This is a genomic window from Streptomyces beijiangensis (genome assembly GCF_017315755.1).
GTDB classification, from domain to species: Bacteria; Actinomycetota; Actinomycetes; order Streptomycetales; family Streptomycetaceae; genus Streptomyces; species Streptomyces beijiangensis.
Map to the genome: position 1 here is coordinate 1 of NZ_JAFLRJ010001102.1, position 370 is coordinate 370.

Consider the following 370-nt stretch of genomic DNA (forward strand, 5'->3'; position numbering starts at 1 on the left):
CCGTACCCCCTCAAGGAGCACCTTCCCCCGCAACTCCCCGAGCATCGCCCGCGCCTGGTCCTCCCCGAACGGCGGCACCCGTACCGCCGCATCGCCCATCACCTCCACCAGGACGCCGCCCAGCCCCACCGTCACCGTCGGCCCGAACAGTGCGTCCTGCGTGACCCCCACCACCATCTCCACACCCCGCTCCACCATCTGGCAGACCAGAATGCCGTCGAGGTCCACGCCCTCGTACCGCGCGATGTCCGTCAACTCCCGGTAGGCATCGCGTACTTGACTCGCCGATGTCAGTCCGACCTTCACCAGGCCCAGCTCCGTCTTGTGCGCGAGCCGCGCCCCCGACGCCTTCATCACCACCGGATACCCC

The 370-nt window shown here is 69.2% G+C and carries 1 protein-coding gene; it reads right to left on the reverse strand.

All coding sequences use genetic code 11. The features are described 5' to 3' along the window. Positions 1 to 370 (reverse strand): acetate--CoA ligase family protein (locus J0695_RS40740; protein ID WP_206969836.1); only part of this gene is annotated, 370 nt, incomplete at both ends.